11 protein-coding genes and 1 tRNA gene are annotated in these 13897 nt (G+C 50.0%); 10 read left to right on the plus strand and 2 right to left on the minus strand.

Annotated elements, in window-relative coordinates:
• The first annotated feature begins 33 nt into the window (after window positions 1-33).
• The 8 genes from ABV298_RS05310 to ABV298_RS05345 all read left to right on the plus strand — a co-directional run bounded on the left by ABV298_RS05310 (window position 34) and on the right by ABV298_RS05345 (window position 7299).
• Window positions 34-1542, plus strand: coding sequence for a glutamate synthase subunit beta (locus ABV298_RS05310; RefSeq protein ID WP_353721128.1), 1509 nt, complete (start codon window positions 34-36; stop codon window positions 1540-1542).
• Window positions 1543-1654: 112 nt separating this feature from the next.
• Window positions 1655-2278 carry a polysaccharide deacetylase family protein gene (locus tag ABV298_RS05315; protein ID WP_353721129.1) on the plus strand — a complete coding sequence of 208 codons (624 nt, stop codon included), beginning with the start codon at window positions 1655-1657 and terminating at the stop codon, window positions 2276-2278.
• 114 nt (window positions 2279-2392) lie between these two features.
• Window positions 2393-3163: a TatD family hydrolase gene (locus ABV298_RS05320; RefSeq protein ID WP_353721130.1), complete on the plus strand. Its 771-nt coding sequence runs from the start codon at window positions 2393-2395 to the stop codon at window positions 3161-3163.
• On the plus strand, window positions 3160-4233 hold the full coding sequence (locus ABV298_RS05325; protein WP_353721131.1) for an asparaginase: 1074 nt from the start codon (window positions 3160-3162) through the stop codon (window positions 4231-4233). The genes ABV298_RS05320 and ABV298_RS05325 overlap by 4 nt, the downstream gene beginning before the upstream one ends.
• 40 nt (window positions 4234-4273) lie before the next feature.
• Window positions 4274-4360: transfer RNA gene (locus tag ABV298_RS05330), tRNA-Ser, on the plus strand.
• A gap of 79 nt (window positions 4361-4439) precedes the next feature.
• The gene (locus tag ABV298_RS05335) at window positions 4440-4577 is read left to right on the plus strand and encodes a hypothetical protein (protein WP_353721132.1); all 138 of its coding nucleotides are present in this window, start codon (window positions 4440-4442) and stop codon (window positions 4575-4577) included.
• Between the two features lie 216 nt (window positions 4578-4793).
• Entirely contained in the window at window positions 4794-5036 is a 243-nt protein-coding gene (locus ABV298_RS05340) for a hypothetical protein (RefSeq protein ID WP_353721133.1), read from the plus strand.
• Complete coding sequence (locus ABV298_RS05345) at window positions 5014-7299, plus strand: alpha-L-fucosidase (RefSeq protein WP_353721134.1); 2286 nt, start codon at window positions 5014-5016, stop codon at window positions 7297-7299. The genes ABV298_RS05340 and ABV298_RS05345 overlap by 23 nt, the downstream gene beginning before the upstream one ends.
• Window positions 7300-7301: 2 nt before the next feature.
• On the opposite strand, the gene ABV298_RS05350 is transcribed toward ABV298_RS05345, so the two are convergent.
• Entirely contained in the window at window positions 7302-7493 is a 192-nt protein-coding gene (locus ABV298_RS05350; RefSeq protein WP_353721135.1) for a hypothetical protein, read from the minus strand.
• A gap of 245 nt (window positions 7494-7738) precedes the next feature.
• On the opposite strand from ABV298_RS05350, the gene ABV298_RS05355 reads away from it, so the two are divergent.
• Window positions 7739-10093 carry an ABC transporter permease gene (locus ABV298_RS05355; protein WP_353721136.1) on the plus strand — a complete coding sequence of 785 codons (2355 nt, stop codon included), beginning with the start codon at window positions 7739-7741 and terminating at the stop codon, window positions 10091-10093.
• A 15-nt stretch (window positions 10094-10108) separates the two neighbouring features.
• On the opposite strand, the gene ABV298_RS05360 is transcribed toward ABV298_RS05355, so the two are convergent.
• A complete protein-coding gene (locus ABV298_RS05360; RefSeq protein WP_353721137.1) occupies window positions 10109-10438 on the minus strand; it encodes a helix-turn-helix transcriptional regulator in 330 nt (109 codons plus the stop codon).
• A gap of 239 nt (window positions 10439-10677) precedes the next feature.
• On the opposite strand from ABV298_RS05360, the gene ABV298_RS05365 reads away from it, so the two are divergent.
• Window positions 10678-13869 (plus strand): M4 family metallopeptidase, encoded by a 3192-nt coding sequence (locus ABV298_RS05365; protein WP_353721138.1) that lies wholly within the window; start codon window positions 10678-10680, stop codon window positions 13867-13869.
• The last annotated feature ends 28 nt before the right edge of the window (window positions 13870-13897 follow it).

Consider the following 13897-nt stretch of genomic DNA (forward strand, 5'->3'; position numbering starts at 1 on the left):
CAACTATCAGAATTTTTTAAATCAGTAATAAGAATGGGAAAACCAACCGGATTTTTAGAGTTTGAAAGGGAGTTGCCGAAAAAAAGAAGCGTGGAAGAGCGTCTGAAAGACTACCGTGAGATCGAAACCGCACCGACCGACTCTAATTCCAAACAGCAGGCAGCCCGTTGTATGGACTGCGGAATTCCTTTTTGCCATAATGGCTGTCCGCTGGGCAACATCATCCCCGAGTTCAACGACGCGGTGTATGACGAAAACTGGGGACTTGCCTACGAAATATTAGCGTCTACCAATAACTTCCCTGAATTCACAGGCCGCATTTGCCCTGCTCCTTGCGAAGCAGCGTGCGTGCTGGGGATCAACAAGCCGCCGGTAGCGATCGAATACATTGAAAAAGCGATCATCGAGAAAGCGTTCGAGCTGGGGTTGGTAAAACCCCGTATCCCTAAAACCCGCACTGGTAAAAAAGTAGCGGTGGTAGGTTCGGGACCGGCGGGACTGGCTGCGGCCAATCAATTGAACCAGGCCGGTCACTCGGTGGTGTTGCTCGAAAGGGCGGATAAAATCGGTGGTCTGGTTCGTTATGGCATTCCCGATTTCAAACTCGATAAGGGCATTATCGACCGTCGCCTTGCGGTGATGGAAGAAGAAGGCGTCGAATTCCGTACCGGCGTGAATGTAGGTGTGGATATCAAAGCGGAGGAGCTTTTAAATGAATTTGACTCCGTGCTTTTAACCGTAGGATCGACCGTCCCGAGAGATGTAAAGATCACCGGCCGTCACTTCAAAGGCGTTCACTTCGCGATGGAGTTCCTGAGCCAGCAGAACAAGCGCGTAGCAGGCATCGACCGCGTAGTTGACCACCGCGGCGTGGCTTATACAAATGGCGAAATCCTCGCGACCGACAAACACGTAGTGGTAATCGGTGGTGGTGATACGGGTTCCGACTGCGTGGGTACTTCGGGCCGTCACGGTGCGAAATCCGTCACGCAGATCGAGCTGATGCCTATTCCGCCGAAAGAACGCGACGCGAGTACGCCATGGCCAAACTGGCCGATGATGCTCCGCACTTCGACCTCGCACGAGGAAGGCTGCGACAGACATTGGTCTATCAATACCAAAGAATTCATCGGCGACGAAAACGGCAACCTGACCGCCTTGAAAATCGTCGACCTCGACTGGCAGAAAGACCCTGAAACGGGCCGCATGCAAATGAAAGAGGTGGAAGGCAGCGAGCGCACCATTCCCTGCGACCTGGCGTTTCTTGCAGCCGGCTTCCTGCATCCGCAGCAAGAAGGCCTGTTGAGCGACCTCGACCTGGAATTTGACGAGCGCGGCAATATCAAAACCAATGGCTACCAATCGACCTCCAACGAGAAAGTATTCGCAGCCGGTGACTGCCGCCGCGGCCAATCACTCGTGGTGTGGGCGATCAGCGAAGGTCGGGAAGCGGCTCGCGCGGTAGACGAGTACCTCATGGGTGAGTCATTCCTTGAAGCCAAGGCTGTATCCATGCTGAATCCTGTATTTGCGCACGCATAAGCGGTGCCGGTTTAAGCCGGCCTCTATATCACGTATTACAAGAAAGCTGCCCCACCCGGCAGCTTCTTGTTTTATATCCCTTTATCTTTGGAACTCAAATTCATCGACAGTAATGTTCCTGCACCATTCTCCATTCTGGCTGAAAGCATTCTTCCCCGGTTTTACCTGGCATATTCCTACGAAAGAAAAGGCTATCTTCCTCACTTTCGACGACGGCCCTATCCCGGACATTACCGAAAATGTGCTCGAAATACTGGCTGGATACGATGCAAAAGCTACCTTTTTCAGCATTGGCGATAATGTGCGTAAACATCCCGATATTTTTGAAATGGTAAAAAACGGCGGCCACTCCATTGGCAACCACACATTCAATCATATGAACGGCTGGAAAACCGAAGATGCTGTTTACCTTGAAAACATCCGGCAATGCCAGGACCAGCTCAAACTCGAAACCCGGCTCTTTCGCCCACCCTACGGGCGCATTAAAAAGAGCCAGTCGAAGGTGGTTCTGCGAGACAAGCAGATCATCATGTGGGATGTCCTCAGCGGCGACTTTTCCGCCGAAATCAGCCCCGAAATCTGTTTAAAAAAATCCATCCAACACACCCGCCCCGGCTCGATCATCCTCTTTCACGACAGCATTAAAGCGTCGAAGAATATGCTTTACGCATTGCCGCGGTATCTGGAAACTTTTACGGAACGTGGTTACAGGTTTGAAGCATTAAAAATGCTGTAAGCTTTAAGCTGTAAGCTATAAGCCTGGCAGTACGTGTTTTGCGTAACCAAACATTTTAAATATCCCAATTAACAAAAAAGCTTAAAGCTAACGGCTTATAGCTTATAGCATAAAATGATCGATTCCCACGCCCACATATACAGCGACGATTACGCGGAAGACCGCTCCGCAATGCTCGACCGTGCCTGGAATGCAGGTATCGAGCAAATATGGATGCCCAATTGCGACCACGAGACTATCGACGGCATGCTCGAACTCGCCGAAAAATACCCCGGCAAATGCCTCCCGATGATAGGCTTGCACCCTACCTATGTGAAGGAGGATTTTGAGAAGGAGTTGCAGGTAATGGAAGATTGGCTCGGTAAATACGAGTTCATCGCCGTCGGAGAAATCGGAATGGACCTTTTTTGGGATGTTACCTTTAAAGAGCAGCAGGAGAAGGCATTTCTCTACCAATGCGGCCTCGCGCGCAGGCACAACCTGTGGATCGACATTCACAGTCGCAACGCATTTTGGGAAACTGTAAAACTGATTGAAGACTTCGCCGATCCCGCATTGACGGGCATTTTCCATTGCTTTACCGGCACGTTGGAAGAGGCGCACAAAGCTATTGAACTGGGTTTCAAATTGGGTGTCGGCGGCGTTGCCACATTCAAGAACGGGGGTCTGGATAAAGTGATTCCTTATGTCGGCCTGGAACATATTGTTCTTGAAACAGACGCGCCCTACCTGGCCCCGGTCCCCTACCGCGGCAAACGCAACGAAGTCGCCTATATCGACCTTGTAGCGCAGCGCGTGGCCGATCTCAAAGAGATGGCCAAAGCGGACGTAATCGCCGCCACTACCGCGAACGCGAAAAGCATGTTGAACAAAGTATCAAAATGAGTTATACCCAAATACATATCAACCCTATTTCACCTGAACCGACCGTCGGTTCGGTGCTCGTAATCTACACCGGCGGCACGCTGGGAATGGTCTACGAAACCAAAGGAAAGCAGCTCGTTCCATTCGATTTCCAGCAGATCATCGAAAAAGTCCCGGAGATCAGCCGGCTGGACTTCGATATTACCTTCCTTTCGCTTCCGGAACCGATCGATTCCTCGAACATGAATCCGGCCATCTGGATCGAGCTGGCAACCATTATCGAAGCGCATTACGACCAATTCGACAGCTTTGTGATCCTGCATGGCACCGATACCATGGCTTATACGGCTTCGGCATTGAGCTATCTGCTCGAAAACCTCAACAAACCCGTCATTCTCACAGGCGCACAGCTACCCATAGGTGTGGCCCGTTCCGACGCGCGCGAGAATGTGATTACCGCATTGGAACTCGCCGCGGCGAAAAATGACGAAGGCCATCCCATTATCACCGAGGTTTGCATTTATTTCAATTCCAATTTGCTCCGGGGCAACCGTTCCAAAAAACAGGAGAGCTCCGATTTCAACGCATTTCATTCCGAAAACTACCCTGCGCTCGCGAATGCCGGCGTGAACATCGAATACAACTTTCCGTACATCAAACCTTATCAACCCGGCCTGAAACTGAAAGTCCATAAAAGCCTCGACAACCACGTCGCGTTCCTGAAATTGTTCCCCGGAATCAGTCAGCAGGTCGTGGAATCCATTCTGAACATCAAAGGCCTTCGCGGCATTGTCCTGGAAACCTACGGTGCCGGCAATGCCCCTACCGAACCCTGGTTTCTGAACGCGATCAGCAACGCCATCGAGCGCGACATCGTCATTTTCAACGTCTCCCAATGCGACGGCGGCCGTGTTTCGCAGGGCCAGTACCAGACCAGCAAATTCCTGCAACAAATCGGCGTGATCAGCGGCTCGGACATCACCGCCGAGGCGGCCATCACCAAAATGATGTACGTCTTCGCCTGCGAGCGCCCCGGCGGCGCCTGCATTGAAATGCTCGGTAGGCCGCTACGCGGAGAAATGAGTATTTGATTTGCATTGAAAATTCTGTTTGCTATATTTGCACCCCGATAGAGAGGTGCCCGAGTGGTTGAAGGGGCTACCCTGGAAAGGTAGTATGTGGGTAACTGCATCGAGAGTTCGAATCTCTTCCTCTCTGCAAAATGCCTCTGCTGGTAACAGCAGGGGCGTTTTTCGTTTACGCGACAATTAGCGGGACAAATTTATTTTCCGAGCTGATGAAAGATCATACACATCCTCCGTTCAAATTAGCGGTTCTGCGCGACCGCAAAGGCGATCTGTCGAAAGAATGGTTCGTCGGGTTCTACGCGTGGTCAGACGCGGAAAAGAACCCGTCACCGATTCAAAAGTTTTGACATAACTGGCAAGAAAACCAGGGTTGATCGCTACTCACAATTAGTCACCGCTTTCCGTTGCATAGGACTGGACATACAATAATATAACACATTCATACATAATAACATATAAAGATCACCCAGACAGGTTTGCTTGTACCGCAGGTTATTTTTAATACGCCGGTAACCATTTGGCACAGTATTTCTAACCATATTTGCCAAAACAACCTTGCTGCTATGAAAAGGATCTCCGAATTGGTTTGTGGTATCTTGTTTGTGTTTTTGATAGCCTGTCTGCCTGCGTTTGGGCAAAAAAACGGGCTCCGGATCACCACTACATCTTCGAGCGAATATCAAAAATCCCCCAAGACGTCGATTTATCCCGCATTTGTCGATAACATCATTTATCAGTCATGGACGGAGGCCGGGCCGTCGCCATTTTTCCAGTTGACTGCCGATGGAGGAACGCCCCCCTTATAGCTGGTCCATTGCCGGCGGCGCGTTGCCCGCCGGGTTGCAACTCGATAAAAATGGGAAGATCCACGGAATGGCGACCAGGGAGGGAAATTACTCGTTTACCGCGAAAGTGACCGACGCAAAGGGAGCCACCGCCACCAAAGCACTTACTTTCGAGGCCTCGCCCTATCGTTCTAAATGGTTCGCCGACGCTAAATTCGGCATATTTGTGCAGTGGGGTGTTTTCACACAGCCTTCGCTCAAAGGCAAGGATGGCATCGCGCAGTTTGAAAAACGGATCACCAAATTCAACGCCGACGAATGGGCGCAAACGGTGGTTAACCTGGGAGGCAAGGTGCTCACTGTCACCGTCAATACGGGTGACGGCGTGCGTCTCTGGCCCTCCACGACTCCGAGCAAGCTGGAATTGAAAACACAGCGGAACATCGTTAAAGAGCTGATTGATGCCTGCCACAAAAGAGGGATCGGGTTCATAGCCTATTTCGCTCCGGATAAGGGCTGGAATAAGGATATTGTCGACACCGGCCTGGACGGCACCTATGGCACCCTGAACCAGGGATTGATCAGGGAGCTTGTGCAAATGGGCGTGGATGGCCTGTGGATCGACATGACCTCCGCCACGGAACTTTACAAGGGATTCGATTATAACTGGTTTCCCTGGAACAAGATGATCCCTATTATGCGCACCAATAATCCGAAAGTGATTTTTGCCAATAATACAGGCCTGGGCTTCGGAGGAACGGTGCTGCAATACCCCAACACCGACGTAATCGTGTACGAGGGCGGCACTTCGCCGCACGAAACGGCGCTGGAAGTAGCCAAGCCTGCCACGGTGAGAAAAAAACTGGCCATTGAAGTGGATAACCTCCTGGATAACACATGGTCGTGGCGGGAAGATCCGAAACTGAGGTCACCCAAACCGCTGGACATGATGATCAACAATATCAGGAAAAACTGGGAAGTCGGCGCCACCTACATACTCAGCTATCCGGTGCCGGCAAATGGCGACATCTTCCCCGAGATCTACCAGGAAGAACTGAAACAGATTGCCGGTTTTGTCAAGAAAAACCAGGGGTGGAGCGCCACTCCGGAGACATCTCTTTCAGACACCGTTGATTATACCGGCAGTCAGAAACTGGCGCTTAAGGCACCAGCCCGGGCAAAAATATACTACACAATCGACGGAAACCGCCCGACAACGGCAAGCAAGGTTTACAAAGGGCCCATTACACTCACAAAAACCAGTCGCATTCAGGCAATCGCCGTCGAACCCGGCAAGCCCGCCAGCAAGTTGCTCGATAAAACCATTACTATTCTCAACATTTCCAAAAATGCAACGGCAAACGCGCGTACGGCGGCAGCGCCCGCAACGGCCGCAGCCCCGCCGGCGACCGAAGGCAAAACAGATCCGAACGGTCTTTACAGGGGTATGCGTATCACAGTGGGCTCCGTGCCGATCAGGCTCACCGAAGTTGGCCGGAAATATTTCGCGGGAAATAATGGCAGGCATTCGTTGATCATCAAGCGGTATGTAGATCATTATCCATTGCTGACTGCCGCGCTCAACACCGCTTCTCTGCCCGTGGCGGCCGACGGCTACCAATATGCGCAGATTCCTCCCCTGACGCTGGAAGCCGGGAAATCATATCTGATCGGTTTTCAGGAGAACGGTAACGACAAATTTGCAGCCGACGATTTGAAAAACGTTCCGGCAAACGACGACTACCGGGTTATCGGATACAACATATTGAGCCCGCAAGGCACGAAACTGCCGATTGTGGATGACCGAATGGGCCAATTACTTAGTCTCAAATTTGAAAAAATCATATCCAAAAATGCAAAACCAAACCTGGCTATCGGAAAACAGGCATTTTTGCGGGCAAACAACGACACCGGCCTCGGCCCGGGCAACGAAATATTCTTCGCCGAAAATGGAATCGACGGCGACCCTACCACCATGGCCAGAGCGGGCGGCCAATACGCCTGGACACTGCTGGTGGATTTGTTGAAGGTCGAAAAAGGAATCAGGGAAGCTAAAATCACTTTCGGGGAAAATTCATATTCGACCGAATTCCAGCTGATGGCGTCACCAGACAATAAAACCTGGACCACGCTTGCGCACAAGATGGATAATACCGATATAAACATCGACCTGAAATTTGACCCGATCGATGTACGCTATTTCAAGATCAGGTCTCTGAAACCCGACAAACGTGGAGAAAAAGGGGCGCAAATGGGTATTATGGAATTTGAAGTATACCGGTAAGATCACCAGAGCCTTTCTTCTTTCATAAAACCCGTTGCGGTAAGTACCTGCATGAGCACGCTCGTTACGAGCATAGCGCGGACTACGATGAAAACCGCCCGGTAATCCACCCGGGGTTCGAGGATGATTACAAAATAGTAGAGGGAAATGTTGGTCGCAACCAGCAGCACAAACAGTAAAACCTTATTCAGCATTTTCTTCTTCGGATTTGTATCACGAAGATAATGAACGCGCTGCATTTATCCTGCATCCCCTCGGAGGCAGGATTGTTTTTTTAATGATAGCATAACACAAGTGCACCTGAGCGAACGGACACTGTTCGTTACCGGACAATAATTCGAACCTTCCAGGCCTGTACAGGACTGGCTGTCAAGCAGTTAATCTTCTGGCAGGCTATTTTCCGTTGAGAATTTTCAAACTCGTCAGGAATAACAAAAAAATGCTAAGAAACTATCTCAAAATCGCATTCAGGAACCTGCTCCGGAACAAGGCTTTTTCGGCGATCAATATCTTGGGATTATCAGTAGGCATGGCCAGCGCGCTGCTCATCCTTTTCTGGATGTATAATGAAATCAGCTACGACCGCTTCCATAAAAACAAGGATTATCTCTACGAAGCCTGGAACCGCGGAACGTTCGACGGTAAACTGCAATGCTGGAATTCGACCCCACAAGCGCTCGGCCCGACCCTTAAAGAAGAATACCCGGAAGTAAGCAATATTTCACGAAACTATTCCCGATGGTTTGTGACGCGTGCAGGCGATAAAAAGGTTTCCAGCGAGGCTATTATTACCGACGGCGCTTTCCTGAACATGTTCGATTTTCCTCTCCTGCAAGGTAACCCCCACACAGCGCTCAACTCCGTCGGTTCGATGGTGGTTACGCAGAAAATGGCGATCAAAATGTTCGGTACCGAGGATGTGCTGGGCAAAGTCGTAGCGATCGACAAAGACAATTTTACGATTACCGGGGTTATGAAGGACCTGCCGCCCAATACCGAATTCAGGTTTGAATACATCCTTCCCATCGAATACCTGAAAAAGATCGGCTCGGCCGACGAGGGCTGGACTTTCAACACCGTTCGGACCTACGTTCAACTGAAACCGGGCACCGATCCCAAGGCATTTGCCGAAAAGATCAGGGATATCACGATCCGGCATTCCAACAATACCGAAGAGCACGAGGTGTTCCTCCATCCGATCAGCCAATGGCATTTGTATTCCAATTTCGAGAACGGAAAAGTTGTTGGCGGGCGTATCGCCATTGTGCGGCTGTTTGGAATTATCGCGGCATTCATTCTGCTGATCGCCTGCATCAATTTTATGAACCTCAGTACGGCACGCAGCGAAAAACGCGCGAAAGAAGTGGGCATTCGCAAAACGGCCGGTGCCAACAAAGGGCTTCTCGTGGGGCAGTTCATAGGTGAATCTGTTTTAATAGCCATTATCGCCGGAGCTATCGGACTACTCACCGTGTACCTTACCTTGCCCGCATTCAACACATTGATTGGAAAGGACCTGGAAGTACCGGTAACTAGTCTGAAATTTTGGGTTGCGGCGCTCACATTTATCCTTTTTACCGGCATCCTGGCCGGAAGCTACCCCGCCTTCTATCTTTCTTCATTCAAGCCGATCAACGTATTGAAAGGCGCATTCAAAAGGGCACGCTCGACATTCAGTCCACGGAAAGTGTTGGTGGTGGTGCAATTCAGCTTCGCCATTGTGCTAATCATTTCCACGCTTATTGTGGTGGAACAAATTCGTCACGCCCAGAACCGGGACCCTGGCTATGACCGCGGGCAAGTGGTTTACCACTGGATCACCGGCGATCTGGGTAAGAACTATGCACAAATCAAACGTGAGTTGCTAAATGCCGGCATCGCTATCTCCGTCACCAAAACCGCTTCGCCACTCAGCAGCGTTACCAGTGATACCTGGGGCATCGAATGGCCCGGCAAGAACATGGCGGAAAAAATCGATTTCGATATTTTTACCGAAGACGAGGGGCTTGTCAAAACCGCCGGCCTGCAACTGATTCAGGGGCGGGACCTGGACCTTACCAAATTCCCGTCGGACTCCGCCGGAGCCTTGCTTAATGAAACTGCGGCGAAAATCATGGGTTTTAAGGACCCGATAGGACAGACGATCAAAGACAATGGCGCTACCTATCACATCGTAGGAGTGGTGAAGGACTTCGTGATCCGGTCGCCTTATGACCACCAGGGCCCGTTGATCATCGAGGGTGCGCAGAGCTATTTCAATGTAATCCACATGAAACTCGCTGCGGACAAGTCTGTGGCCGACCTCATGCCCGCGGTGGAGGCTATTTTTCGTCGCTATAACCCCGATTATCCCTTCGAATACCATTTTGTGGACGAAGATTACGCCCGCAAATTCGAAGATACCCGGCGGGTCGCGAAGTTGACCGGCATATTTGCAGGTCTCACCATTTTTATATCCTGTCTCGGCCTATTCGGTCTTGCGGCCTACATGGCCGAAAACCGTGTCAAGGAAATCGGCGTGCGAAAAGTATTGGGGGCTTCGGTGACGAGTATCGCGGCCTTACTTTCGAGCGAGTTTATGGCGCTGATTATAATTTCGATCGTCATTGCAACGCCGGTCGCCTGGTATGTTATGAACCTTTGGCTCAACGACTTCGAATACCGCACGGGCATCCAGTGGTGGATATTTGCAGTATCCGGCCTGCTTGCCATTGTGGTGTCGTTGCTCACTGTCAGCTACCAGGCAATCCGCGCGGCACTGCTTAATCCGGTGAAGAGTCTTCGCAGCGAATAACATCGGCGGCATGCGTCATTCGGAGCTGATCTTCCCCTGCAGTACGAGGATCAGCTCCTGCTGCGTTTGTATAAGCTGGTGAAGCACATGGCTATCTCCCGGCGGAATATGTTTTTTTGTAAATTTTACCTTGTGCAGACTCAACAGCGTTTCAATATCCGTTTCGAGTATCAGGGCAATCTCCGCGAGCCGGCCTATCGTGATCGACTCCTGCTCCTCGTTTTCCAGTTGCCGGTAACGCTGCTTTGAAATATGCAGCCGCGTGGCGACATATTCCTGCGAGTACCCCAGACGGTTACGCGCCAAACGTATATTATCTCCGATAGGTATTTTTTCATCTTTCATAGGGTGCCACTGACAAATGTTTTTGGAGAATAACACGTTTACGCCCTGACAATCCTATCCCAACTTTTCTATCGGCAATCGTCAATTATCCAGCACAGCTTCCGCCTTCTACTTGCCGGAATGACTAGTCAAAAGTATACCCTGGCTGGTTCTTAACCACCGGAGATATCATCACAGTTCGATGTTTTTCAGGCTATTTGCGCTTGTATTTAGTACAAAACAAAAACAGCACAACATATATGAATAGATTTTTATTACTGGCTTTTTACTGCCTTTGGGTATCGTGCATCTCTGTCGATGCTCAGCCGATTTACAATCAGAAAAATATCACACAAGATGTGCTGACAGAGCACTACGACAACCCTGTGCCCATGCAAGTTATGGAGTACTCCACTGATCAAAACGGGACCATTATCGAAAGGCGATTAGAAATTTTACCCGAAAATGGTTTACCCTCGGCCCGCGTTAGAATTATCAACGATCAGTTTGAAGAAATTCCCCTTGTAAATCAGCCACCATTTGACGCATTATTTGACAATGGGCTATTTGATATTCAGCATTGCGTTGATGCTGCGACGCTGCTTTTCGGAACGGAAGTCGCATTGAAAGTGATCAAGGATAAGTTTGGCTGGTCGGGATTAGACAACCAGGGTGTAAATGGCAAGGCTATTATATGGAATATCATGGCTCCGAACAGTCCCTCAATTATCGCTTCGCCTTATTATAGCCTAATCAGCAAGGAATTTAATTACCTGACTAATGGAACCGAAGCTGATAAATTAACCCATATCGAAGCCGTTACCCATGAGCTGGTTCATGGCATTATCAATGCGAAAATAGGGGACGAAAACTCTCTTGGACTTGACCCTTGTGGCGAAAGAAAAGTGGTTGCCGAAGCGCTCTGTGATATCCTTGGACTTTATGTCCGAAATGAATACGAACAAAACTCACCGGCACTTTATATTTGGACCCTTTCACAAGGATACATTTTTCCGGGGAGGTCGTTTGATAATCCTAATAGCAACGGACAACCGGACACGTATTATGGAAGCTATTATGCGAATAGCTGTCCGGGAAACGGTACTTTTATAGAGCACCAGAATGCAACCGTAATTGATCATTGGTATTATCTATTAGCCAGTGGTACGGTCGGGACCGAGACGAACGACCTTGGCTACTCGTACAAATTCAATGGAATTGGCGTCAACAAAGCGATCCAAATTGTATGGAAGTGCCTGGACTATATTGGCAAACACACCAGTTTCTCCGATTTAAAAAAGGCTTCGCTTACAATAGCTGAGCAACTCTACGGCCTGCATTCCATCGAATATCTGGCAGTTGTAGACGCATGGTGCGCGGTAGGCATTTGCGAGAACAACCTTGGCCCGTTTTACATGTCACCGGCGCATGGAGCCGCGGGTGTTGAACCTTGGCCAGGCGTAAAGGTGAATGTCATTTGGGAAGGCAAGCCTGTCACAAAATGGGAAGTGCAAATGGATACGGATATCGCCTTCTCCAATCCTCAAACGGTTGTGATCACTAATTTCACCACTGTTATCAACCCCGATGGTGGAGCAGCCTACTCAGGTTTTGCGACCGGCTACTTTGCGCCTGGTGAGCGCGTATACGCGCGTGCACGTATCATCGAAGCTGAGCCCGATTTCTGTAAAGGGTACAATCCACTTTGCGTCCTTTACCAGCAATATGGTCCGGCTCACGCCTTTACACTTGATGACAAAAAAGTCCAGTTTTGGCACCTATTGCCCCTTAATTACTGGACTGCGAACCCCTGGAATAGCCCGACGATCCAATGGAAGTCAGTGCCGAACGCTCAACAATACACCTTTGAGGTATCTGAGGACGATGCCTTTACCAAAATTATCTACACCGAAACTGTTCCGTCCAGTGGAAATTTCAGCGAATCAGGGACAATCAGTACCGTCCTGGAAGCCGGAACGACGCTTTTCACCCGCGTGAGGGCGGAGAATGCTAACAGTCCGCAGGTTATCGAAAACGTCGGAGAATGGTCGGATATGGATACGATTAAGGTGATGTTTCCACGAACTTCGGTATACCAGGCGCTGAACCAAATGCCTGGCGACCCGCCTACGGCCGTTAGCACTCTCGGTTTTTGGGTTGGGTGGTTACCCTACCCGGGCACCAGCCATTATGTCATCCAGATTGCTACCGATCCTGCATTTGCCAACATTGTCCGTACGCAGAATGCTGCCGGGAATTTGACTGCGGTCGAAATGCTATTGCCCGCCGCGCCTGATAAAAGCAACTTTTTTGTGCGCGTCCTTCCGCAGAAGGGCAGTGTTTTCGGGGTGTGCGACCATGTGTGGCGCATCCAGACGGACGGGCATGCCGTTCTTCCGAAGATGAAAGGGCCGCCAAACGGTTCAGTTTTCCCTTTCAACGCATTTGCCGCCACATTCGAATGGCAGGGCGGATCCCTAAACCTTAATCTGGTTAAAGGTTTCGAATTCCATTTTAAAAAGAAAAACTCCAACCTCACTTCAATCTTTCCGACCGGCAAGGTTTTCGACATTTTGATCAAGGACCCTTTGCTCTTCGATAATCCACAGGGCTTTGAAGTGGCCGTATTAGCCGTTAATGAGCTGGGTGCCAAGTCGGCATTGTCTGCCCCATTCAGTTATACCATCTGTCCTGATCATCCTGCCGTATTCTTCCCCGGTGACCTGGGCAAAGTCGATCCTACCCTCGATTTCAACGTTCAATGGCATCACAGCGCCTCGTTTCCACCGGGAAGTCAGTACCTGGTTACGATTATGGAAGGTGTAACGCCACTACCCGGCTTTAATAATAAGCCTACTACACAAAATTTCATGCTCGTGCCAGCGGGTAAGCTAACAAACGGAAAGAGTTATACGGTCACCGTCAAGAATTCGTCCTCGTGCGCCGGAATTCTATTGCCGAAAACGTTCTTCAATGCGGTGGGATCGGGAGGCTCGAATCAACCGCAACCGCCAAAGCTAGTCGACTTCCAGATCGACCTTAAAGGCTTTCGAAACGATCCCGACGGCACGGTATTCCCGCCTGAATTTGGCACTTCCAACTATGAAATTGGCATAGAACTCTTCGATCCCAACGGTACGCCGCTCGGCCTTCACGACCCAACAAATGGTAATGCGGTGACATACCTGGAAGTGGATTCTCAAAATTCCGGTGTAATCCTGGTTGGGGATCAAAAGCCGCAAGGCAAATACAAACTGAGGCTGAAAATGAAGGCCATTTTCGATCCGCTCCTCTATTATCCGTTCGACCAGCCATGGTTTTCTGTATCACTCAATGGACAAGTGATTGTTAGCAAGCACATTATTACCGTAGACTTTGTCGATCCGGCTTCACTTTTTAATGAATGGCAGGTTGGATTCCAGTTTGCGGATATTGTATTGGACGTTAAATGACAGGACTTTCAAATATTGAACACACATC

Source organism: Dyadobacter sp. 676 (genome assembly GCF_040448675.1).
In the GTDB taxonomy this organism is placed as follows: domain Bacteria; phylum Bacteroidota; class Bacteroidia; order Cytophagales; family Spirosomataceae; genus Dyadobacter.

Excerpts from the sequence above, each read along its gene's own strand:
- ABV298_RS05310 (WP_353721128.1), top strand. The coding sequence starts at position 34 with ATGGGAAAACCAACCGGATTTTTAGAGTTTGAAAGGGAGTTGCCGAAA.
- ABV298_RS05315 (WP_353721129.1), top strand. The coding sequence starts at position 1,655 with ATGTTCCTGCACCATTCTCCATTCTGGCTGAAAGCATTCTTCCCCGGT.
- ABV298_RS05320 (WP_353721130.1), top strand. The coding sequence starts at position 2,393 with ATGATCGATTCCCACGCCCACATATACAGCGACGATTACGCGGAAGAC.
- ABV298_RS05325 (WP_353721131.1), top strand. The coding sequence starts at position 3,160 with ATGAGTTATACCCAAATACATATCAACCCTATTTCACCTGAACCGACC.
- ABV298_RS05335 (WP_353721132.1), top strand. The coding sequence starts at position 4,440 with ATGAAAGATCATACACATCCTCCGTTCAAATTAGCGGTTCTGCGCGAC.
- ABV298_RS05340 (WP_353721133.1), top strand. The coding sequence starts at position 4,794 with ATGAAAAGGATCTCCGAATTGGTTTGTGGTATCTTGTTTGTGTTTTTG.
- ABV298_RS05345 (WP_353721134.1), top strand. The coding sequence starts at position 5,014 with ATGGAGGAACGCCCCCCTTATAGCTGGTCCATTGCCGGCGGCGCGTTG.
- ABV298_RS05350 (WP_353721135.1), bottom strand. The coding sequence starts at position 7,493 with ATGCTGAATAAGGTTTTACTGTTTGTGCTGCTGGTTGCGACCAACATT.
- ABV298_RS05355 (WP_353721136.1), top strand. The coding sequence starts at position 7,739 with ATGCTAAGAAACTATCTCAAAATCGCATTCAGGAACCTGCTCCGGAAC.
- ABV298_RS05360 (WP_353721137.1), bottom strand. The coding sequence starts at position 10,438 with ATGAAAGATGAAAAAATACCTATCGGAGATAATATACGTTTGGCGCGT.
- ABV298_RS05365 (WP_353721138.1), top strand. The coding sequence starts at position 10,678 with ATGAATAGATTTTTATTACTGGCTTTTTACTGCCTTTGGGTATCGTGC.